We start from the raw sequence: 20,962 nt of genomic DNA on the forward strand, positions 1-20,962 counted from the left end.
GATATCGGTCCGGGGGAGGGATGCTTGAGTGGGGTGGGTGTTGTGGGTGTCGGACGCGGCCGGGGGCCGCGTCCCGGGTGCGGCCTGGGCCATTACCCGGGCTACGTTGGTCAGGCGGCGCGTGCGGGGGCCAGGCCGCTGCGGTAGAGGGTGTCGACGTCGAGGATCAGGGCCATGCGGCCGTCACCGATCAGGCTGGCGCCGGCGTAGCCGTCCAGGCCGCGCAGGCTGCGCGGCAGGGCCTTGATCACCACCTCCTCGCGGCCGCGCACGCGGTCGACCACCAGGCAGTAGCGCTGCTCGCCGGACTGCAGGACCACCGCGGTACGCTCGCCGGCCCGGTCCCCTTCCAGTCCCAGCCAGCGGCGCAGGTCGAGCAGCGGGAGCGGTTGCTGGCGCAGGTCCAGCACCGGCTGGCCGTCGATGGTCATCGGGGTGCCGGCCGGCCGGTGCGGCAGCACTTCGATCACCCGCACCAGCGGCAGCGCATAGACGTCGCCGGCGATCTCCACCAGCAGGGTCGGCAGGATCGCCAGGGTCAGCGGCACGCGGATGACGAAGCGGCTGCCGGCGCCGGGCTCGGACTGGATCTGCACCTGCCCGGACAGCTCCCGGATCCGGCTCTGCACCACGTCCATGCCGACCCCGCGGCCGGACAGGTCGCTGACCTCGCTGCGGGTCGAGAAGCCGGGCAGGAACAGCAACTGCAGGCTTTCCTCCGGCGACATCCGCGCGGCGGCGTCGGCGTCCACCAGCCCCTTGCGGATGGCGCTGTCGCGGATCCGCTCGGAATCGATGCCGGCGCCGTCGTCGCGGACCTCGATCGCCACGTGGTCGCCCTCCTGCTGGGCCGACAGCCGCACCACGCCCTGTTCGGGCTTGCCGGCCAGGCGGCGCTGCTCCGGTGCCTCGATGCCGTGGTCGATCGCGTTGCGGACCAGGTGCACCAGCGGGTCGGCGAGTGCCTCGACCAGGTTGCGGTCGAGCTCGGTGTCCGCGCCCAGCACTTCCAGCTCGACCTTCTTGCTCAGCTGCCGGGCGACGTCGCGGGTGAGTTTCGGGAAGCGGGCGAACACCCGGCCGACCGGCTGCATGCGCGCGGTCATCACCGCCGACTGCAGGCGCGAGGTGGTCGCATCCAGCGCGGCCACGGCGCGGTCGAGCTGCTCGTCGCCGAGGCGGACGCGGATGCTCTTCAGGCGGTTGCGCGCGAGCACCATCTCGCCGACCAGGTTGACCATCGCGTCCAGGCGGCGGACGTCGACCCGGACGGTCTGTTCCTCCGGGGCAACGGCCGGGCGGGCGGCGGCGGGCTTCTTCGCCGGCGCGGGGGCGGGTGATGGCGATGGCGATGCTGCCGCTGCCGGAGCGGGCGCCGGCGCCTCCGCGGCGGCGCCGGGAACCCCGCCGGCGCCATGCAGGCTGTCGAGCAGCGCGTCGAAATCGAGCTCGTCCAGGTCGCCGCCGACCAGGTCCGCGGCCGGGTCGGGGGCCACCGCCGCGGGGGCAGGCACCGCCTGCGGATGCAGGCTGTCGATCAGTTCCCGGGGCGCTTCCGGCAGCGGCTCGCCGGCGGTGATCGCATCGAGCATGTCCACCAGCAGGTCGATCGCCTGCTGGGCACCGTCGAAAGCCACCGGATCCAGCGGCCGGGTGCCGTCGCGGGCCAGGTTCAGGCGGTCCTCGAAGGCGTGGCAGAGCTTGACCATCGGGGCGAAGTCGAGGAATCCAGCGCCGCCCTTGATGGTGTGGAAGCCGCGGAACACCGCGTTGAGCCCTTCGCTGTCGCCGGGCGAATGCTCGAGCACGACCATCTGCTCGCCGAGCTGGTCGAGGATCTCGCGCGCTTCGACCAGGAAGTCGGCGCAGATGTCGCTGCCGGTGTCCACCGCCTCAGATCCCCAGCGAGGACAGCAGCCGGTTGGCCTCGTCCTGGGAAGCCGGCTCGGCATCCAGGCCGGCCACCGCCGGGCCGTGGCCGCGGGGGTCGGCCGGCAGGCGCAGCGGGGCCTCGGCCTCGCCGATCATCTCGCCCAGCCCGGCGTGCACGGTGCGCACCAGCGCTACCACGCGCAGGATGATCTGCCCGGTAAGGTCCTGGTAGCCCTGGGTGGCGGTCAGCTCCGACAGCCGGCTGCGGACGCCGGCCACCAGCGCGGCCTGCTCGTTGCTGGCCGGTTCGATCGCGCGCAGCAGGGTGCTGCATTCGTCGACCAGGTCCAGGGTGCGCATGCTGGCGTTCTCGGTCAGCGCGACCACGTGCTCCAGGCGCGCGCAGGCCTCCGGCAGCGAGGTGCCCGACGGCGAGGAAGCTTCGCCCAGCAGCGCCTGCTCCAGCTCACGGGCGAGCCGGGTGATGCCCTGGACCAGCGGCTGCGCGCGCCACTGGATCAACTCGTCGACGTTGCGGCGCCACCCTGCCTCGTCGTCGTGCTCCAGCGCGGCGAGCGCGGCCATCAGGTGCCGTGCGAGCGCGTCGCGGTCGAGGCCGGCGTTCACGCCGTGGTCCCCAGCCGCTCGAAGATCTTGGCCAGCTTGTCGTTGAGCGTGGCGGCGGTGAACGGCTTGATGACGTAGCCGTTCACCCCGGCCTGGGCGGCCTCGATGATCTGCTCGCGCTTGGCCTCGGCGGTAACCATCAGCACCGGCAGCGTCTTCATCGCGGCGTCGGCGCGGATCGCCCGCAGCAGGTCGATGCCCGGCATGCCCGGCATGTTCCAGTCGGTGATCACCAGGTCGAAGCTGGCCTTGCCCAGCTCGGCCAGCGCGGTGGTGCCGTCGTCGGCCTCCGCGGTGTTGGTGAAGCCCAGGTCGTTGAGCAGGTTCTTGACGATGCGCCGCATCGTCGAGAAGTCGTCGACGATGAGGATGCGGATGTTCTTGTCCATGGATTCGGAAGGGGCCTCAGTGCGGGTCGTGCATGATGGTTCCGCGCCAGTCGCCCAGCCGCGCCCGCAGCCGGAGCATGGCCTGGCCGTGGATCTGGCAGACGCGTGATTCGCTGATCGACAGCACCGCGCCGATCTCGCGAAGGTTCATTTCCTGCTCGTAGTAGAGCGACAGGACCAGTTGCTCGCGCTCGGGCAGCTGTCCGATGGACTCGCCCAGGCACTCGCGGAAGTTGTCGTGCTCGGCTGCGCGCAGCGGCGTGGCGTGGTCGTCGCCCGGGACCCGCGGTTCGCCGTCATGGTCCTCGGTCAGCGCCTCCAGGCTGACCAGCTGGCCGCGGGCGGACTCCTCGAGCATGCGGTAGTACTCGTCGAGCGGGACTTCCAGCTCGGCGGCGACCTGCGAGGCGGTGGCGGCGCGACCGGTCCGCTGTTCGACCGCGCGGGTGGCGGCGACCACGTCGCGGTACTTGCGGTGCACCGAGCGCGGCACCCAGTCGCCGCGGCGGATCTCGTCGATCATCGAGCCGCGGATGCGGATCGAGGCGTAGGTCTCGAAGGTCGCGCCCTGGTCGTCCTGGAAGTTCCGCGCGGCGTCGATCAGGCCGAGCATGCCGGCCTGCACCAGGTCGTCGATCTCGACACTGGCCGGCAGCCGCGCGGCCAAGTGGTGGGCGATGCGGCGGACCAGCTCGCCGTGGCGCTCGACCACGGTCGCGGCGTCGTCGCGGGGCTGGCTGGCCCGGTAGGCGGCGGTCGCGATGCTCATGCCACCGCGCTCCCCGGCTGGACGACCAGCCGCTCGGCGAAGAACTCGATGTGCCCGCGCGTGCCCGGCGGCGACTGCCACTGGCGCGCGCGCCGGGCGATGTCGGCGAAGGCCCGGGCCGACGGGCTGGAGGGGAAGGCCTCCACCACCGCCTCCTGGCGCTGCACGGCCCGGCGCAGCCATTCGTCGCGCGGCACCGCGCCCAGGTAGTTGAGGGTCACGTCGAGGAAGCGCGCGGTCACCCGCTCGAGCTTGGCGAACAGCGCCCTGCCCTCGTTGGGGTGGTGGATCTGGTTGGCCAGGATCTGCACCCGGCGCACGCCGCGGTCGCGGCTGAGCACCTTGATCAGCGCGTAGGCATCGGTCACCGAGGCCGGCTCGTCGCAGACCACCACCACCACGTCCTGCGCGGCCTGGCAGAAGGTCAGCACGCCGTCGGCGATGCCCGCCGCGGTGTCGATCACCATCGCCTCCAGCGGCACGTCCAGCTGGCTGAAGGCGTGCACCAGGCCGACGTGCTCGGCCGGGGTGAGCTCGGTCATGTGGCGCTTGCCGGACGCGGCCGGCACTACCCACATGCCGGCGGGCCCCTTGATCAGGGTGTCGCGCAGCTCGCAGCGCCCGGCGAACACGTCGGCCAGGGTGAAGCGCGGCGACAGGCCCAGCAGCACGTCGATGTTGGCCAGGCCCAGATCGGTGTCCAGCAGCAGGGTGCGCTGGCCGGCGTTGCACAGGGCCATGGCGAGGTTGACCGAGACATTGGTCTTGCCCACGCCGCCCTTTCCGCTGGCCACGGCGATGACCCGCACCGGCGGACTCGCGGGCGCCGCGGCGGCCGGAACGGCGATGGCGGGATCAGGCAGAGACATGACGGTCCTCGGTGACAAGGGGGTTATCGGCAGCACGACGCAGTTTCTCCAGTTGCAGCACCAGGCCGGAGGCGCTGGCCGCCTCCAGGTCGCCGGGAACCCGCTGTCCGCAGGTGGTGTAGGCCAGTCCCAGGCCGTTGCGGACCAGCATCGACACTGCCGCGCCCAGGCGCCCGGTCTCGTCGGTCTTGGTCAGCACCACGCCCTCGGGCGCGGCCATGCGGTAGCGGCGCACGACCTCGTTCATGTCGTGCGGATGGGCGTTGGCCGGCAGCACCAGCAGGCTGCGCAGGTTGCCGGTGGCACGCAGCCAGGTGACCTGGCCGAGCAGGGCGCGGTCGCGCGGGCCGTAGCCGGCGGTATCGACCAGCACCAGCGGGTAGTCCTGCAACTGCTCCAGGGTCCCGGCCAGGGCTTCGGGGCCGTCGGCCTCGCACACGGTGATGCCGAGCCGGCGGCCGTGGGCGTGCAGCTGCTCGCGGGCGCCGATGCGCTCGATGTCGGTGGTGACCATTGCGACGTCGCGGGCGCGGTGGCGCGCGGCGAAGCGGGCGGCGAGCTTGGCCACCGTGGTGGTCTTGCCGGCGCCGGTCGGACCGACCAGGGCGATCACCCCGCCGTCGTCGATCGGCTCACTGCGGATCACGGTCAGGGTGCGGGCCAGCTCGGCGAGCATCGGTGGGTGGATGCGCTCGGGATCCAGCGCCGGGTCCAGGCGCGAGGCGACCTGCTGCGCCAGCGACTCGTCGCAGCCGTAGCCGACGAGCAGGTCGTAGGCGGTGGCGCGCGCCGGGGAGCCGCGCAGGCGTTCCAGGGCGAGTTGGCCGACCTGCTGCTCGATCAGCTTGCGCATGTCCGACAGTTCGGTGCGTAGCGCGACCATCTCCGGGGCGGGGTCGGGCACCGCGCGCAGCGTCGGCGTGGGGCGCGCGGGTTCCCGGGATTCCGTGGCGGGCGGGTGCGCGCTGTCCGCGGTGACGGTGCTAGCGGCGCTGGTCGTGGCGCCGTTGGCGGCGGCGATCAGGTGGTCGGCGGCGTCGGGGTCGGCCAGCGCGCTCATCATCGCTTCGAAACGCGAGGGGGCGGGGCTGGCGGGGGCCGTGGCCTGGGGGGCGGCTTCCATGCTGGAAGACGGGGCTTGGGCATCCGGGGCAGCGGCGACCCGGGCGACGGGTGCAGCGGGCTCTTGGGTGAGGTCGGCGAGGGTGGGCTCCTCGGCGGAGCGGGCGCGGGCTTCGCCGAGGCGGAACACCGCGCGGGCGCGGGTGGCCAGGGTGTCGCGGACCGACGGCGCCGGGGCCGGTGCTGCGTCCGCCGCCGACGGTGTCTCACTGGCGGCCTTGGCTTCCGCGTCGGGCTGCGCGGCCGCGGCACGCGGCGTGGCGGCGGTGCGCAGGGCCTGCTGGACCAGCACCTCGTCGTAGTCGGTGGCCGCGACCACCTCGATGCCCTGGGCGACCGGACGGTTGGACAGGATCACCGCGTCGGCACCCTGGTCTTCGCGCACCATGCGCAGGGCGGTACGCATGTCGGGGGCGATGAAGCGTTTGATTCTCATGCCTGGCTGCTCATCCGTTCGTGCTGTTCGTCATCGTGCTGTTCACCGGAGCGGCGGCATCAACCGACCGATCCGACCAGCCGCAGGCGCTTGTCCTCGGGGACCTCGCCGTAGGCCAGGACCGAAAGGGCGGGAACGCTGTGCCGCACCAGTCGCGAGAGCGTGGGGCGGATCGCCCCGGGAACCAGCAGCACCGCCGGCTCGCCGCGGCCTTCCTGCTGGGTGACGCACTCGCTGAGGTTGTGGTGCAGGCGTTCGGCCAGTCCGGGTTCCAGCGCGGCACCGTTGCCGCTGACCGAGTCCTGCAATACCCGTTCCAGTGCCGGCGCCAGGGTGTAGACCGGCAGCTCCGGGCCCATGCCGTTGATCTCCTGGACGATGAACCGGCCCAGCGCGGTGCGGACCGCGGCGGTGAGGACGGCCGCGTCCTGGGTGTGGGCGCCGTGCTCCAGCAGCGCCTCGACGATCTGCCGCATCTGCCGCAGCGGCACCTTCTCGGCGAGCAGTGACTGCAACACCCGCACCACCGTGGAGAGCGGCAGCAGCTTGGGCGTCAAATCCTCGACGAGCTTCGGTGTCGTCTTGCCGACGCTGTCGAGCAGGTGCTGGACCTCGTCGTGGCCGAGCAGCTCGGTTGCGCGCTCGCGGACCACGTGCGAGAGGTGGGTGGCGACCACGGTGGCGGCGTCGACCACGGTGTAGCCCAGCGACTCGGCGTGCGCGCGCTGCGACGGGGCGATCCACACCGCGTCCAGGCCAAAGGCCGGGTCCTTGCCGGGGATGCCGTCGAGCGGCCCGAACACCTGGCCGGGGTCCAGCGCCAGGTCGCGGTCCGGGTGCAGCTCGCCGGTGGCGACCGGCACCCCGTGCACCAGCAACCGGTACTGCCCCGGCGCCAGTTCGAGGTTGTCGCGCACGTGCACGGCCGGGATCAGGAAGCCCAGGTCCTGGGTCAGCTTGCGGCGGATGCCCTTGAGCCGGGCCAGCAGCTCGCCGCCCTGGTTCTTGTCGACCAGCGCGATCAGCTTGTAGCCGACCTCCAGTGCCAGCGGCTCGACCGGGCGGACCTCGTCCCAGCTCAGCTCAGGGAGCTGCGAGGGCTCCCCCGACGCGGCCGCGGGCTCGGCGGGCCCGGCTGCTGCGGCCTGCTCCTTGCGGTGCAGTTTCCAGGCGGCGTAGCCAAGCGCGGCGGCCAGCAGCAGGAAGGGCAGGTTGGGCATGCCCGGCACCACGCCGATGATGCCCAGCAGGGTGGCGGCGACGATCAGCGCGCGCTTGTGGCCGAACACCTGCTGGCCGACCGCCTCGCCCATCTCCTGCTCGCGGCTGGCGCGGGTGACCAGCATCGCCACCGCGGTGGACACCAGCAGGCCGGGCAGCTGCGCCACCAGGCCGTCGCCGATGGTCAGCAGGGTGTAGACCTCGGCCGCCTGGCCGAACGGCATGCCGTGCTGCAGGGTGCCGATCAGCAGCCCGCCGATGACGTTCACGAACAGGATCAGCAGCCCGGCGATGGCGTCGCCGCGGACGAACTTGCTGGCACCGTCCATCGAGCCGTAGAAGTCGGCCTCGGCGGCGACCTCCTGGCGGCGTGCGGTGGCGTCCTCGCGGCTGAGCAGGCCGGCGTTGAGGTCGGCGTCGATCGCCATCTGCTTGCCGGGCATCGAGTCCAGCACGAAGCGCGCGGAGACCTCGGAGATCCGCCCGGAGCCCTTGGTGACCACCACGAAGTTGATGATGGTCAGGATCGCGAACACCACGATGCCGACCGCGAAGCTGCCGCCGACCACGAAGTTGCCGAACGACTCGATCACCTTGCCGGCCGCGCCGGGGCCTTCATGGCCGTGCAGCAGCACCACCCGGGTGGACGCCACGTTCAGCGCCAGGCGCAGCATCGTGACCATCAGCAGCACCGAGGGGAAGATCGAGAATTCCAGCGGACGCCTGACGTAGACCACCGCCAGCATCACCACCAGCGACAGCGCGATGTTGATGGTGAACAGCGCGTCGAGCAGTGGCGTCGGCAGCGGCACCACGACCATCGCCAGCAGCGCCATCACCACCACCGGGGCGGCCATCCCGCCGCGTACCGCCGCCAAGACGTTGCCGGCGGTCGGGCGCTGCACCTGGGCGCTCATCGCGCGGCCCCGGGAGCGGCATCGGCGTCGGGTGCGCCCTCGGCTCCGAGGTCGGGCTGCTCGAGTGTCGGCGCGGCCCCATGGCCGGGATTCCAGTGGCGCAACTGGTAGAGGTAGGACAGCACCTGCGCAACGGCGGCGTACAGCTTCACCGGGATCTCCTGGTCGACCTGCGCCTGCCTATACAAGGCGCGTGCCAGCGGCGGCGCCTCGACCACCGCCACCCGGTGCTGGCCGGCGATTTCGCGGATCCGCAGGGCCATCTCGTCCACGCCCTTGGCGACCACCCGCGGGGCGCGCATGGTCCCGGAGTCGTACTTGAGCGCGACCGCGTAGTGGGTGGGGTTGGTCACCACCACGTCCGCCGCCGGCACCGCTTCCATCATCCGGCGCTGCGACAGCTGGCGGGCGACCTGGCGCATCCGTCCCTTGATCTCCGGGTTGCCCTCGGTCTGCTTGAGCTCGTCGCGGATCTCCTGCTTGGTCATCTTCAGCTTGCTGCGGTGCTGGAACTTCTGCCACGGCACGTCGATCGCCGCGAGCAGGGCCAGCGAGCCGACGATCGCCAGCAGCGTGGTCGAGGTGATGTCCAGCCCGGTGCCGATCGCCCCTTCCAGGCTCATCCTGGGGATGGCCAGCAGGCGCGACATGCCGGCGCCGATCACCGTCGCGCCGACCCCGGCCACCAGCAGCACGCGCAGCAGCGAGCGCAGCAGCTCGACCAGCCCGTCCTTGCCGTAGATCCGCTTCAGGCCGCTGGCCGGGTTGAGCCGCTTGAAGTCGGGCTGCAGCGACTTGGACGCCCAGCGCAGCCCGCCCATCACCGCCGGCGAGACCAGGCAGGCCAGCAGCGCGATGCCCAGCACCGGCAGCACCGGCAGCATCAGGCCGGCGAGCAGCCGCGCGAAGTGCCCGGCCAGCCGTTCCGGGCGGCCCAGCAGTGCCGGGTCGACGCTCAACGCGTTGTGCAGCCAGTCCTGCGATGCCGTGCCGATCGCCGGCGCCAGTGCCAGTAGCGCGACCGCGGTCATGCCCAGCACGGCCAGGTTGGCCAGCTCGCGCGAGCGCGGGACATCGCCCTTCTCGCGTGCCTCGCGCAGGCGTTTTTCGGTGGGTTCTTCGGTGCGGTCCGCGCGATCTGCATCCTGCGACATCGGTCGGCCTCCGGTTCGGGCGTGCCGCCCGGGCGGGGCCGGGCGTCAGGCGGTGAGTGCGCGCGCTGCCAGGAAGGCGTCCTGGAACAGGGCTTCGACGGGTGCCTGCATTTCCCGTGCCGCGAAGCTGACCAGCACCAGCCCGACCAGCAGCGCGACCGGGATGCCGATGACGATCGGGTTCAGCGCGGCGGCCGCGCGCGAGAGCACGCCGAAGGCCAGGTTGGAGGCCAGCAGCGCCATCATCACCGGCAGGGCCAGCAACACGCCGGTGCGCAGCACGGTGGAGAAGAACACCGGCAAGGCCGAGGCCAGGTACATCGGGTCGGGCAGGGCGGTACCGATCGGCAGGGTGCGGTAGCTGTCGGCCAGCAGCTCGACCAGCGCCAGGTGCCCGTCCACGGTGAAGAACAGCAGCGCGAACATCAGGTAGAACCACTGCGACAGCACGGTCGAGGAGGCCCCGCTGAGCGGGTCGGCCAGGGTGGCCATCGACAGCGCCATGCCCTGGCTGATCAGCTCGCCGGCCAGCCGTCCGGCCTCGAAGGCCAGCCGCAGAACCAGGCCAATGGCGATCCCGACCGCCATCTCCCGGGCGACGCTGAGCACCGTGAAGGCATCCAGGGCCGCCACCGGCGGTGCCGGCAGCACCGTCGAGACCGCCGCCGACAGCGCCACGGCGACGATCAGCCGGGCCCGCATCGGCATGCCCTGGCCGCCGATCACCGGCAGCACCTGCAACGCGGCGCCGATGCGCAGCAGGTGCCACAGCACCGTGCCGAGCATGCCGAACAGGTCGAGCCCGTCCACGGTGGCGGCGGTTACCGGGTCCACGCTGGCTCAGCCGATCAGGTGCGGGATCCGGTGGAACAGCTCGGTGGTGAAGGCCACCATGCGGCCCAGCAGGAAGTGCCCGGTCAGCGCCAGCACCGCGGCCAGCGCGATCGCCTTGGCGACGAAGCCAATGGTCTGCTCGTTGACCTGGGTGGCGGCCTGGATGATGCCGACCACCACGCCGATCACCAGCACGGCCAGCAGCGGCGGGGCGGCGAGCATCAGTGCCATCTGCAGGCCGCGGCTGATCTCGGTGACGGCGGTTTCCGGGCTCATGGCGCTATACCAGGTTGAAGCTGGCGGCCAGCGAGCCGACCACCAGCATCCAGCCGTCCACCAGCACGAACAGCAGGATCTTGAAGGGGGCGGAGATCAGCATCGGCGAGAGCATCATCATGCCCATCGACATCAGCACGCTGGCCACCACCAGGTCGATGATCACGAACGGGATGTAGACCAGGAAGGCGATCTCGAACGCGGTCTTGAGCTCGCTGGTCAGGAACGAGGCCGCCAGCACGCCGAACGGCACGTCCTGCCCGGTGGCGTAGGGCCCGGTGCCCGACAGGTTGGCGAAGGTCATCAGGTCGTTCTCGCGCACCTGGGCCAGCATGAAGCCGCGGAACGGCTCCAGCGCCGCCGTCCAGGCCTGGCGGAACTCCATCTCGTCGTTGAGGTAGGGCGAGATGCCGGCGACCCAGGCGGTGTCGAACACCGGCATCATCACCATCACCGTCAGGAACAGCGCCAGTGCCAGCAGCACCTGGTTGGACGGGGTCTGGCCGGTGCCCAGGGCCTGCCGCAGCAGCCCCAGCACGATGATGATCCGGGTGAACGCGGTCAGGCCAAGCAGCGCCGCCGGAAGCAGGGTGATGCCGGTCATCAGCAGCAGCACCTGCAGCGGCAGGCTGACCGGCTCGCCGCCGATGTTGCCGACGGTCACGTCGGGCAGGGCCGGCATCGGCTGGCTGGCCGCGGCCGCCTGCGCGGCGGCCTCGGGGGCGGCCTGCGCCCAGGCGGGGCCGGCGGCCAGCAGCATCAGGGCCAGGCCGGCGAGCAACGCCAGCAGCCAGGGGGCACGCGTGTCCATCACTTCTTCTTTCCGAAATGCTGCGCAAGCACCTGCGCGAAGGGGGAGGGCGCCGTGCCTCCGGCGTCCGGCAGCGGCTGCTCCAGGGTGTGCAGGGTGCGGGTGCCGCCAGGGCCGGTGGACAGCAACAGCTGGGTGCCGCCGACGTCGACCACCACCACCCGCTCGCGCGGGCCGATGGACAGCGAGCCGACCAGCTTCAGGTGCCGGTTGCCCGCCGCCGCGCCGATGCCCGGCACGCGCCTGGCCAGCCAGGCCAGGCCGAGGATCAGCCCGACCACCAGCAGCAGCGCGACCAGGGCGCCACCGAGGGAGCCGGCGCCGGAGGCCGCCGTTGCAGTGCTTTCCACCGCGCTCACCGCAGTCGCTTGATGCGCTCCGACGGGCTGACCACGTCGGTCAGGCGCACGCCGAATCGGTCGTTGACCACCACCACCTCGCCCTGCGCGATGAGGGTGCCGTTGACGTAGACGTCCAGCGGGTCGCCGGCGCCACGCTCCAGTTCCACCACCGAGCCCTGGTTGAGCTGCAGCAGGTTGCGGATCGGGATCTTCGCCCGGCCCACCTCCAGCGACAGCGAGACCGGGACGTCGAGGATCACGTCCAGGTTCAGCTCGGGGGCGCCGCTGGGGTCGGCGGTCAGGTCGTCGAAGGACGCCCGCGGGGTCGGGTCTTCCATCAGGGGCGTTTCCATGTCCTGGGTGTCGGTCTGGCTCATTGCTTCACGAGCTCCTTGAGGTCGGGGACGTTGCGTGGCGGGCGCACGGCGGTGACCTTCACCGCGTTGCAGCCGTTGTGGGTGCCGAAGCGGCCGGTGAACACCGGGGTGCGCTCCACCTCCAGGCTCACCGCCTCGGGCAGGTCGATCGGGATCACGTCGCCGACCTTCAGCCGGCACAGCTCGCCCAGGGTGATCTCGCGGCGCGCCAGGGCGCTGGTCAGCTCGACCTTCGCGTCCAGCAGCTGCTCGCGCATGGCGCGGGTCCAGCCCTCGTCGCGCTCGACCCGGTCGCTCTGCAGGCCGGCGTCGAGCTGCTCGCGGATCGGCTCGAGCATCGAGTACGGGATGGAGACATGGAACTCGCCGCCGCCGCCCTCCAGTTCGACGTGGAAACGGCTGACCACGATGTACTCGCGCGGGCTGATGATGTTGGCGAAGTGCGGATTGACCTCGGAGTTGAGGTACTCGTACTCGACCGGCATCACCGGCGCCCAGGCCTCGGTGAGGTCGGCGAAGGTCTGCCGGAGCAGCAGCTGGATCACCCGCATCTCGGTGGGGGTGAACTCGCGGCCCTCGATCCGGGTGTGGTACTTGCCCGACCCGCCGAAGAAGTTGTCGACCACGGTGAACACCAGCCGCGGCTCGAACAGCACCAGCGCGGTGCCGCGCAGCGGCTTCATCCGCACCAGGTTGATGTTGGTCGGCACCTGCAGCGAGTGGATGTACTCGCCGAAGCGCATCAGGTCCACGCCGCGCACCGACAGGTCGGCCGAGCGCCGCAGCAGGTTGAACAGTCCGACCCGCCAGGTGCGGGCGAAGCGCTCGTTGATCATCTCCAGGGTCGGCATCCGGCCGCGGATGATCCGGTCCTGGCTGGTGAAGTCGTAGTTGCGGGCCTCGCCGGGTTCCGGGGCCTCGTCTTCGACGTCAACGGCGCCGGAATCGACGCCGTGCAGCAGGGCATCGATCTCGTCCTGGGAAAGCAGGTCGGAGCTCATCGGGCGCGCCTTACTGGGTGACGAAGCTGGTGAAGTACAGCGCCTCGACGCCGGCCGGCGCGCCCTCGGCCTTGAGCAGTGCGCGGACCTCGTCGCGGCCACTGTCCTGCAGCCGCTCCTTGGCCGCGCGCTGGGACAGCTGGTCGGCGGTGTGCTGGCCGAACATCAGCAGCAGGCGGTTGCGGATCGCCGGTGCGTGCAGTTCGATGGCGGCGGCGGTGGCCGGGTCGCGGGTCATCAGCTGGACGTCGGCTTGCAGATAGCGCACCGAATCCGGGTCGGCCAGGTTGACCACGAAGGCCGGGTCCAGCGGGAAGTAGATCGCCGGGCCGCGCTTGCCGCCGCTGGCGCCCTCCACCGGTGCATCGGCCGCCACCTCGGGAGCCGGGTTGGCATTGGCGCGCGAAAGCCACGCCCAGATGCCGGTCCCGGCCAGGGCGACGAGCAGCACGACGACGAGGATCCAGGGCAGCTTGCTGGACTTGGGGGCGGGGGCCTGCTTGGACACGCGACAACTCCGGTGGATCAGGTGTGCCGGAGTCCTGCAATCCGCGTGCCGGAAGCGCCAGCGTGACCGGGCGCACGGAAAACGGGCGGTGTCAGCGCTTTGACGAGGCCCGGCCCGGCGCCGGTGCCGGGGCTTTGACGTCAGGCGTATTCGTCGAGCAGGCCCTGGCGGTGCAGCGGGATCGCGGTGGCCGGGGCGTCGCCGGCCGGTTGGTCCGGGCCATCCCGGACAGCGGCGTCGCCGGCCGGTGCCCCGCCCTGGTTGCCGCTGCCGCCACCGCGTTGTTGTCCCGCACCCACGTCGGCGCGTGCCAGTTCCAGTCCCTGCTGGCCGAGCATCTCGCGCAGGCGGACCAGGCTGGCCTCGAGCGCGTGGCGCACGTCCTGGCTGGCCGAGGCGAGTTCCACGCTCACCCGGTCGCCGTCGAGGTCCAGGCGCACGTCGACCACGCCCAGGTGCTCGGGATTGAGCCGGATCTCGGCGCGTCCGAGCTGCTGGCCGGCCAGCCAGCCGATCCGGGCGCCGAGGCCGTCGTCGAAGCCACCGTCCGGATCGGCCGGCATCGCCATCGGCGCCGCCAGGGCGACCGGCATCGGCGCCGGGACGCGTGCCGGCGCGGCGGACTGGCCCGTCGCCAGGCTGGCCGCGACCCCCGGATCCGCATCGGGGGCGGTGGCGGCCGCCGCGGCCAGGTCCGGCAACGTCGGCAACGCGCCGGCGTCGGCTCCGGCAGCCGGGCCCGTCGCGGGTGCCAGCGCGGCGTTGTCACCGGCCCGGACGTCCGCGAGCGTCGTGCCCGTGGCGGTGGGCTGGCCGGGAAGCGGCAGGCCGGGCCGGGTCGCAGGCGCTCCGGCCGGGGCGCCGTCGTCGGGCGCCGGCGCGGACCCGGCGGCGGAGGCGGGCTCCGGAAAGGCCACGCCGATCAGCGCCAGGATGTTCCCGGCCAGGTCCACGGCATCGGCGTGGGCGGACGGCGGGTCGTCGCCGTCGCCATCATCGGGCTCGCGTCCGCCTTCGCTCGCGGCAGCAAGGGCGGCGCGGGGTTCGGCCGCCGCGTCCGCGCCGGGCTCCGCGCCGGGTCCACGGGCGCCATCCAGCAGCGCGGCGAAGCCGCCGGTTTCGCCGCGCCCGGCGCCACCGCCGCCCTCCGGCTTTCCGGCCGCGGGCCTGGCGGCCGCCGGCGACGCACCGCCAGCGGGAACCGCCCCGGCCATCACGGTGACGGATCCTGCCCGGCGGCCACCCGGCGCCGGGCACCGAGGTCGTCGAGCTCGCGCTGGGTGCGCTGCTCGGCGGCCCGGACCTCGTCGGCGTGGTAGCTGGCCGAAAGCTTCTCCAGCACGTGGGTCTCGCGGCTGGCCAGCATCAGCCGGGCGCGCTCGACCTCGCTGTGCTCGCGGCTGGTATCGACCGCGCGGCTCTGCTGGACGATCGCCTGGTCGAGCCGGGCGCGGAAGGCCAGCCGGTTGGCCAGCAGGGCCGGGTTGGTGACGCTGCCGTCGCCGACCAGTGCGTACTCGTCGGCGTACTGGCGCAGCGCCTCGAGCCGGGACTGCTGCTCGGCGAGCGCCTGCTCGCGGCTGGCCAGCTCGCGCGCGGCCTCGTCCTGGTTCTGCTGCTTCACCCTGAGCAGGGGCTGCAGGCGTTGCGATCGGGTCATCGGAGGCTCTCCTGCGCGGCAGGCGCGGCTTCGGGGTTGGCGGGACGGTCGTCGAGCAGGGTGGCCAGCGCGGCCCGGCTGGACTCGACATCGGCGGCCTCGGCGACGTCCTGGCCGAGGAAGGCCTGGATCGCCGGCCAGCGCGCCAGCGCCTCGTCGACCACCGGGTCGCTGCCGCGCTGGTAGGCGCCGATGGCGATCAGGTCGCGCTGGGTGTTGTAGGCCACCATCAGCTGCTTGAGCTTGCGGATGCGGGCGCGCCACGGCGCGTCGGTGATGTCCTGCATCACCCGGCTGACCGAAACCTCGACGTCGATCGCCGGGTACTGGCCGGAATCGGCGATGCGCCGGGTCAGCACGATGTGGCCGTCGAGGATCGCCCGAGCGGCATCGGCGATCGGCTCCTGCTGGTCGTCGCCCTCGGTCAGCACGGTGTAGAAGGCGGTGATCGAGCCGCTGCCGTCGGCGCCGTTGCCGGCCCGTTCCACCAGGGCCGGCAGGCGTGCGAACACGCTGGGCGGGTAGCCGCGGGTGGTCGGCGGTTCGCCCACCGACAGGCCGATCTCGCGCTGGGCGTGGGCGTAGCGGGTCAGCGAATCCATCAGCAGCAGCACGTCCAGGCCCTGGTCGCGGTAGTACTCGGCGATCGCGGTGGCGCGCAGGGCGCCGTGCAGCCGTGCCAGCGGCGGCCGGTCGGCCGGGGCGGCCACCACCACCGAGCGGCGCATGCCGTCCTCGCCGAGGGTAGCCTCGACAAAATCGCGCACCTCGCGGCCACGCTCGCCGACCAGCCCGACCACGATCACGTCGGCCTTGGTGTAGCGGGTCATCATCCCCAGCAGCGTCGACTTGCCGACGCCGGAACCGGCGAACAGGCCGATGCGCTGGCCACGGCCGATCGGCAGCAGCGCGTTGATCGCGCGCACGCCCACGTCCAGCGACTGGGTGATCGGTTCGCGCATCAGCGGGTTGATGCTTTCCCCGCCCAGCCCGACCCAGCGGTCCGGGCGGATCGGGCCGCGGCCGTCGAGCGGCACGCCGTCACTGTCGATCACCCGGCCCAGCAGGCCTTCGCCGACGGCCACCTCGCCGCGCTTGCGGCTGCTGATCACCCGGGCGTTGGGCAGCAGGCCGGCGATGTCGTCGGTGGGCATCAGGAACGTGCGCTCGCCGGAGAAGCCGACCACCTCGGCATCGATCCAGCGCCCGCCGGCGGTCTCCACCCGCACGTGCGAGCCCAGCGGCGCGCTGCAGCCGGAGGCCTCCAGGGTCAGGCCGACCGCGCGGCGCAGCACGCCTTCCCGGGCCAGGCCCAGTGGCGGCGGCTGCAGGCGGGCCTGCGACAGCCGGGCGGCCAGGCGCAGGTTGCGCAGTTCCTCCCAGTGCTCGGCGGCGATGTTGCCCATTATTCGTCGTCCTCGATCGGCTGGGCCTGGGCCAGCGCGTCCAGGCAGCCCTGCAGGCGCGCGGCCAGGGTGCCGTCCACCCGCACGCTCTCGCTGTGCAGGCGCAGCTCGCCCCGTCCCAGTGCGGTATCGGCGGTCAGCCGCACCCCGCTCAGGCCCGCCAGGTGCGGGGCCAGGGTGCCGAGGTCGTCGGGGTGCAGCCGCAGTTCGATCTCGCGCGAAGTGCTGCCGACCGTGTCCAGCGCCTCGCGGACCAGGTCGGCGAGCAGGGTCGGGTCGGCCTTGTAGGCGCGGCCGAGCAGGGTGCCGGCGATGCGTACCGCCAGTTCACCCAGCGCCTCGGCGACCTCGCCCTCCAGCCGGGCCAGCGGGCGGGTGAAGCCGTCCAGGATGCCCTGCATCTGGGCCAGGGTGCGGCGCACCTCGGCCTCGCCGGTCGCCAGCCCTTCGGCGTGGCCGGTCTGGTAACCGTTGCGGTAGCCCTCCTCGCGCGCGGCCTCCTCCATCGCCTGCAGTGCCTCGACGCTGAGCGGCTCGGGAAGCGGTTCCGGCTCCGGCTCGGGCCGGGGAGGCGGTCGTGGCGCCTCCAGGTCCGGTGCGGTCCAGCGCACCACCTGCAGCTGCGGCGCGGTGGCCGCGCTCATACGAAGGCCTCCTGCTTGGCCGCCAGCTGGATGGTGCCGGCGTCGGCCATGCGGCGGACTTCGGCGAGGATCTCCTTCTGCGCGGCCTCGACCTCGGCCAGCCGTACCGGTCCGCGTGCGTCCATGTCCTCGAGCAGGATCTCGGCCGCACGCTGGGACATGTTGGCGGTGATCTTGTTGCGCACTCCGGCCTCCGCGCCGCGCAGCGCGACCGCCAGCCGGTCGCTGGAGATCTCGCGCAGCACGGTCTGGATCGCCCGGTCGTCGAGGTCGGCCAGGTTGTCGAAGACGAACATCAGGTCGCGGATCTGCGCGCCCAGCGGCTCGTCGATGCGGTTGATCGATTCAAGGATCACCTCGTCCTGGCCGGAATCCATGAAGTTGAGGATGTTGGCCGCCATCCGCACCCCGCCGATCGCCGAGGACTTCAGGTTCTGGTTGCCGGAGAACTGGCGCGCCATCACGTCGTTGAGTTCGTTCAGCGCGTTGGGCGGGATGCCGTCGAGGGTCGCGATGCGCAGCAGGACGTCGGCCCGGACCCGATCGGACAGGCACTTGAGCACTTCGGCGGCCTGGTCCTCGTCCAGGTGCGCCATCACGATGGCGATGATCTGCGGGTGCTCGTTGCGCACCAGTTCGGCGATCGCCCGCGGGTCCATCCACTTCAGGGTGTCCAGGCCGGAGGTGTTGCGGCCGGCCAGGATGCGGTCGATCAGGCTGCTGGCGCGCTCCTCGCCCAGTGCCTGGGTGAGCACGGCGCGGATGTAGTCGTCGGCGCCGGCGCCGATCGCCGCCGGCTGCGCCAGCGAATCGACGAAGTCGTCGAACACCTGGGTGACGGTGTCGCGGGCGACCGCGCTGACCGTGGTCATCGCCATGCCCAGCTTCTGCACCTCGCGCGGGCCCATGTGCTTGAGCACCTCGGCGGCCTGCGCCTCGCCCAGCGAGAGCAGGACCACCGCGGCGCGCTGGGCGCCGGTCAGGGGTTCACGTGCACTGCGGTTGTCACTCATCGTTTTCCATCCAGCTGCGCACCACGTTGGCGACCCGGCGCGGATCGTTGCCGACCGCGGTGCGGGCGACCTGCAGTTTCTCGTCGAAATCCATCGCCGCGTCGGCCGCGGCATCGCGCAGCTTGGCCGGTGCGGGCTCGCGGGTGGCCGACAGGGTCACCGGGATCTCCTCGTCCTCCTCGACCAGGGTCGCGACCGGTGGCGTGGCCTTCGCCGGTCCGCGCGGGCCGAGGATCTGGCGGAACGCCGGGCGCAGCACCGCCAGGATCAGCACCAGTAGGGCGATGCCGCCCAGGGCCACCCGCAGCAGCTCACGGGCGCGCGGGCTTTCCCAGAACGGCGGCCCGGCCGGCACCTCGTCGCCGGCGACCGGGGCGAACGGGGCGTTGACCACCGAGACGCTGTCGCCGCGGCGGGCATCGAAGCCGACCGCCTGCTGGACCAGGCTCTCGATGCGGGCGATCTGCTCGGCGGTGAGCGGGCGGGTGGTGGGCTTGCCGTCCGCGCCGGGCGCGCCGGGGAGGTTGTCGACCAGGACCGCCGCGGTGACGCGGTTGATCCGGCCCGGCGCCTGGCGGGTGTGGGTCAGGGTGCGGTCGACTTCGTAGTTGCGCACCGAGGTGCGCGCGCTGGGGCCGGTGGCGACCGGCTCCGGCAGCGGGTCGGCCGGGGCGGCAGCCATCGCCGCATCGCCCGCCGCCGCAACCGCATCCGGGGTGTTGCTGGCGGTCCCGGGCACCCCGGACGGCGGCGCCGGGCCGCCCTGGCTGGACTCGGAGGTCTGCTCGCTGCGCACGATCCCCGCGTCCGGCCCGTACTGTTCGCGCGCCTGCTCGGTTTCGGCGAAGTCCATGTCCACGCTGACCTGGGCGCTGACCCGCCCGGGGCCGGTCATCGGCGCCAGCAGCTCCTGGATGCGCTGGACGTAGACGCTCTCCTGCCGGCGCTGCTGCTCGAAGCGGCGCGCGCCCATGGCGTCCTCGCTGTCGGGGTCGCTCTCCGACAGCATCCGCCCGAGGTGGTCGACCACCGTGACCCGGTCCGGAGCCAGCATCGGGATCGAATTGGCGACCAGGTGCACGATGGCATTGACCTGGCCACGCTCCAGCGCGGCCCCGCCGACCATGTTCAGCACCACCGAGGCCGAGGCCGGCTGGCGCTCGCGGGTGAACGCACTGGGCTTGGGGATGGCCAGGTGCACGCGGGCCTCGCGCACCGGGCGCAGGGTGGCGATGGTGCGCGCCAGCTCCACTTCCATCGCGTGCTGGTAGCGCGCGCTCTCGACGAACTGGCTGGTGCCGAAGCCCTGGTCGCCCTGGAAGGATTCGAATCCGGCAGTGCTGTTCTCGCCCGGCAGCCCGGCGGCGGCGAGCGCCAGCCGCGCCGGCCCGAGCTGGTCGCTGGGCACCGCCAGCGCCCCGTTGCCGGGCTCGATCCGGAACGGGATGCTGGCCCCGCGCAGCAGGTCCGAGGCCTCCGCCGAAGCCCGGGCATCCTGCCCGGCGAACACCGGCACGTAGTCCGGCTTCTGGGTCCAGAAGAACAGCCACAGCCCCAGCGCGATCGCCGCCGCCGCGATGGCGAACACGCCCAGCTGGCGGACGACCGGGATCTCCTGCAGGGGGCCGAGCTGCTTCAGGCTCTCGGCGGCGTTCTTGGGGAAGGGAATGACGCTCATGGGTTCAGCCGGTCAAAGGGCGAAGGGACGGGTGGGGCGGGGCCTCACACCGGCATGTTCATCACGTCCTGGTAGGCCTGGACCATGCGGTTGCGCACCTCGACGGTGGCGCGGAACGCCACCTGCGACTGCTGCATGGCCACCATCACCCGCGCCAGGTCGGCGTTGGGGTCGCCCATCTCGAAGGCCTTCTGCATCGCCCCGGCGTGGTTCTGCGCCCCGCTGACCCCGTCGATCGCCTTGTTGAGGGTCTCCATGAAACCGGTCCCCTCGGCGCCCTGCACCGCCCCGGCACGCGAGGCGCCGGGATTGAGCAGGCCGGGGTCGATCGCCTTGCCCGGCGCGGCATCGCCGCCCGGCCCATGCGTGCGCATCTCGTGGGCGCGGATCTGGCTGAGGATGGAGGAGATCCCGTCGGTCATGGCCGGGTGCGTGGTCCTGGGTTCACTGCCGGTGAACAGGCAATTCGCGTGCCACGGCGCCGTGGCGGCTTTCCGGCACCCCGTCATCCCCGCGCACGCGTGGATCCATGGACTTTCGGGCTTCGGAGAGGTCGCGGGGGGAGCCGGCTGCTGCGAGGGGGGTGCTCCGCGCTCCTGACGGCATCCATGCCTTTAAGTCGCGGCGCAGGCCATCCATGGCCTGCTCTCCGCACCCCCCCCTCGCAGCATCCGTCTCCCACTCGTGACGCTGCTCCTGCGGGGGCTGGGTGTGGGCTTCGGGAACACCCCCATTACCCGGTGGTGCGGGCCTGGTGACAGGACAGGGGCCCGGGTGCGGCCTGCGGCCTTACCCGGACTACGTGGTGGGGCTCACCACACACACAAACACTCCTCCACCGTCATCCCCGCGCACGCGGGGAGCCATGGCCACGGTGCACTTTCCGGAAGGCGCGCCTCCGAAATCGTCGACACCCGCCCGGAGCCGGCTGCCGTGGTGGGACGGGCCGCCCGACTTCAAAAAGGGCCGAAGGCCCGTCAGGAGGGCGGCCCGTCCCGCCCCGGCGGCCGGCTCCCCCGCGACGTATCCGAAGGACC

Annotated in this window: 22 protein-coding genes; all 22 read right to left on the reverse strand. The window is 72.3% G+C overall.

Features of this window, described 5'->3' with window-relative positions; all coding sequences use genetic code 11:
• Positions 1 to 110 precede the first annotated feature (110 nt).
• On the reverse strand, positions 111 to 1,889 hold the full coding sequence (locus tag LY625_RS12060; protein WP_233740505.1) for a chemotaxis protein CheA: 1,779 nt from the start codon (positions 1,887 to 1,889) through the stop codon (positions 111 to 113).
• Positions 1,890 to 1,893: 4 nt separating this feature from the next.
• Positions 1,894 to 2,499, reverse strand: a complete 606-nt coding sequence (locus tag LY625_RS12065; protein WP_233740507.1) for a protein phosphatase CheZ — start codon at positions 2,497 to 2,499, stop codon at positions 1,894 to 1,896.
• Positions 2,496 to 2,888 (reverse strand): chemotaxis response regulator CheY, encoded by a 393-nt coding sequence (gene cheY / locus LY625_RS12070; protein WP_233740509.1) that lies wholly within the window; start codon positions 2,886 to 2,888, stop codon positions 2,496 to 2,498. The genes LY625_RS12065 and cheY overlap by 4 nt, the downstream gene beginning before the upstream one ends.
• 16 nt (positions 2,889 to 2,904) lie before the next feature.
• The gene (locus tag LY625_RS12075) at positions 2,905 to 3,657 is read right to left on the reverse strand and encodes an RNA polymerase sigma factor FliA (RefSeq protein ID WP_233740510.1); all 753 of its coding nucleotides are present in this window, start codon (positions 3,655 to 3,657) and stop codon (positions 2,905 to 2,907) included.
• Entirely contained in the window at positions 3,654 to 4,526 is an 873-nt protein-coding gene (locus LY625_RS12080; RefSeq protein ID WP_233740511.1) for a MinD/ParA family protein, read from the reverse strand. The genes LY625_RS12075 and LY625_RS12080 overlap by 4 nt, the downstream gene beginning before the upstream one ends.
• Positions 4,513 to 6,084: a flagellar biosynthesis protein FlhF gene (gene flhF / locus LY625_RS12085; RefSeq protein ID WP_233740519.1), complete on the reverse strand. Its 1,572-nt coding sequence runs from the start codon at positions 6,082 to 6,084 to the stop codon at positions 4,513 to 4,515. The genes LY625_RS12080 and flhF overlap by 14 nt, the downstream gene beginning before the upstream one ends.
• Positions 6,085 to 6,143: 59 nt before the next feature.
• Entirely contained in the window at positions 6,144 to 8,222 is a 2,079-nt protein-coding gene (gene flhA / locus LY625_RS12090) for a flagellar biosynthesis protein FlhA (protein ID WP_233740531.1), read from the reverse strand.
• Entirely contained in the window at positions 8,219 to 9,376 is a 1,158-nt protein-coding gene (gene flhB / locus LY625_RS12095) for a flagellar biosynthesis protein FlhB (RefSeq protein ID WP_233740537.1), read from the reverse strand. Before flhB ends, flhA begins: the two co-directional genes overlap by 4 nt.
• 45 nt (positions 9,377 to 9,421) lie before the next feature.
• Positions 9,422 to 10,162, reverse strand: a complete 741-nt coding sequence (gene fliR, locus LY625_RS12100; RefSeq protein ID WP_233740578.1) for a flagellar biosynthetic protein FliR — start codon at positions 10,160 to 10,162, stop codon at positions 9,422 to 9,424.
• A gap of 54 nt (positions 10,163 to 10,216) precedes the next feature.
• A complete protein-coding gene (locus LY625_RS12105) occupies positions 10,217 to 10,486 on the reverse strand; it encodes a flagellar biosynthetic protein FliQ (RefSeq protein WP_233740546.1) in 270 nt (89 codons plus the stop codon).
• Positions 10,487 to 10,490: 4 nt separating this feature from the next.
• A complete protein-coding gene (fliP, locus tag LY625_RS12110) occupies positions 10,491 to 11,297 on the reverse strand; it encodes a flagellar type III secretion system pore protein FliP (protein ID WP_233740556.1) in 807 nt (268 codons plus the stop codon).
• Positions 11,297 to 11,647: a flagellar biosynthetic protein FliO gene (gene fliO, locus LY625_RS12115; protein ID WP_233740558.1), complete on the reverse strand. Its 351-nt coding sequence runs from the start codon at positions 11,645 to 11,647 to the stop codon at positions 11,297 to 11,299. The genes fliP and fliO overlap by 1 nt, the downstream gene beginning before the upstream one ends.
• A 5-nt stretch (positions 11,648 to 11,652) precedes the next feature.
• Positions 11,653 to 12,015, reverse strand: coding sequence for a flagellar motor switch protein FliN (fliN, locus tag LY625_RS12120; RefSeq protein ID WP_233740560.1), 363 nt, complete (start codon positions 12,013 to 12,015; stop codon positions 11,653 to 11,655).
• The gene (gene fliM, locus LY625_RS12125) at positions 12,012 to 13,016 is read right to left on the reverse strand and encodes a flagellar motor switch protein FliM (protein ID WP_233740562.1); all 1,005 of its coding nucleotides are present in this window, start codon (positions 13,014 to 13,016) and stop codon (positions 12,012 to 12,014) included. Before fliM ends, fliN begins: the two co-directional genes overlap by 4 nt.
• A gap of 10 nt (positions 13,017 to 13,026) precedes the next feature.
• Complete coding sequence (locus LY625_RS13535) at positions 13,027 to 13,524, reverse strand: flagellar basal body-associated FliL family protein (protein ID WP_233740571.1); 498 nt, start codon at positions 13,522 to 13,524, stop codon at positions 13,027 to 13,029.
• Between the two features lie 140 nt (positions 13,525 to 13,664).
• Positions 13,665 to 14,738, reverse strand: a complete 1,074-nt coding sequence (locus tag LY625_RS12135) for a flagellar hook-length control protein FliK (RefSeq protein WP_233740572.1) — start codon at positions 14,736 to 14,738, stop codon at positions 13,665 to 13,667.
• A complete protein-coding gene (gene fliJ, locus LY625_RS12140) occupies positions 14,738 to 15,184 on the reverse strand; it encodes a flagellar export protein FliJ (protein WP_233740573.1) in 447 nt (148 codons plus the stop codon). The genes LY625_RS12135 and fliJ overlap by 1 nt, the downstream gene beginning before the upstream one ends.
• Positions 15,181 to 16,590 (reverse strand): flagellar protein export ATPase FliI, encoded by a 1,410-nt coding sequence (gene fliI, locus LY625_RS12145; RefSeq protein WP_233740574.1) that lies wholly within the window; start codon positions 16,588 to 16,590, stop codon positions 15,181 to 15,183. The genes fliJ and fliI overlap by 4 nt, the downstream gene beginning before the upstream one ends.
• Positions 16,590 to 17,234, reverse strand: a complete 645-nt coding sequence (locus LY625_RS12150; protein ID WP_233740575.1) for a FliH/SctL family protein — start codon at positions 17,232 to 17,234, stop codon at positions 16,590 to 16,592. The genes fliI and LY625_RS12150 overlap by 1 nt, the downstream gene beginning before the upstream one ends.
• Positions 17,231 to 18,217: a flagellar motor switch protein FliG gene (gene fliG / locus LY625_RS12155; RefSeq protein WP_233740579.1), complete on the reverse strand. Its 987-nt coding sequence runs from the start codon at positions 18,215 to 18,217 to the stop codon at positions 17,231 to 17,233. Before fliG ends, LY625_RS12150 begins: the two co-directional genes overlap by 4 nt.
• Positions 18,218 to 18,239: 22 nt before the next feature.
• Complete coding sequence (gene fliF, locus LY625_RS12160; protein ID WP_233740576.1) at positions 18,240 to 19,925, reverse strand: flagellar basal-body MS-ring/collar protein FliF; 1,686 nt, start codon at positions 19,923 to 19,925, stop codon at positions 18,240 to 18,242.
• Positions 19,926 to 19,969: 44 nt separating this feature from the next.
• Complete coding sequence (gene fliE, locus LY625_RS12165) at positions 19,970 to 20,347, reverse strand: flagellar hook-basal body complex protein FliE (protein WP_233740577.1); 378 nt, start codon at positions 20,345 to 20,347, stop codon at positions 19,970 to 19,972.
• Positions 20,348 to 20,962: the final 615 nt, after the last annotated feature.

The sequence above is a fragment of the Lysobacter sp. GX 14042 genome, assembly GCF_021390425.1.
Classification (GTDB): domain Bacteria; phylum Pseudomonadota; class Gammaproteobacteria; order Xanthomonadales; family Xanthomonadaceae; genus Novilysobacter.